Origin of the sequence: Corallococcus sp. 4LFB (assembly GCF_046520365.1) — a bacterium.
Classification (GTDB): domain Bacteria; phylum Myxococcota; class Myxococcia; order Myxococcales; family Myxococcaceae; genus Corallococcus; species Corallococcus caeni.
Window position 1 is genome coordinate 1 of record NZ_JBKGHJ010001200.1, and the last position, 641, is coordinate 641.

At 72.7% G+C, this 641-nt stretch carries 2 pseudogenes; both read right to left on the reverse strand.

Annotated elements, in window-relative coordinates:
* Positions 1-219, reverse strand: a pseudogene (locus ACLEQD_RS44910) (hypothetical protein); the annotation flags it as partial.
* A gap of 9 nt (positions 220-228) precedes the next feature.
* Positions 229-641, reverse strand: a pseudogene (locus ACLEQD_RS44915) (serine/threonine protein kinase); the annotation flags it as partial.

Here is a 641-nt window from a genome sequence, read left to right on the forward strand (position 1 = left end):
CTCCCAGACGTCCGCGATGGGGCCACCGCCCTCCAGCACGAGCCACGCGAGCGGAGCCGCGTCCTGGAGCACGGCGGGCACCGCGCGCTTGAGCCGCGCGTGCGTGCCGAAGTTCTGTGAGCGGTACCACCGCAGCCGCCCGTCCGCGCCGAAGCGCGCGAGCCCGCTGCGCAGTCCCAGGTCCACCGCGAGCAGCGCAGGGCCTGGGGGCGCGGTCATGGCACGGGGCTACTTGAGGTACTGATGCTTCCAGCCCTGGATCTCGCTGAGGATCTCCAAGCGCTCCTGGGTATCCGCCCCATCCCTGATGAGCTGAAGCCGCTTGTTCAGGTAGTTGAGCGCGGTCTGCCGGGTCATCCCCTTGTTCGTGTCGTCCGCGAACAACGCGCTGCGCTCGACCTGCCTCACGAGGTCGAGGATCTGCTTCTCCGCCGCCTCACGCGAAGACTGCCTGGGCGCGGCGACTTCACGGACGGGCTTCACGGCCGTGGCCTTGACGACAGGCGGCTGCACCTTCGCGGGGGGAGGCGCCTCGACGGCGGCCACGGGAGGCGGCTCCTGGACGGGCGCGGCGACGACCTCCGGCGCGGGAGCGGGCGGCGCGGGCGCGGGTTCGGCCTTCGGGGCGGGAGGCGGCGTCG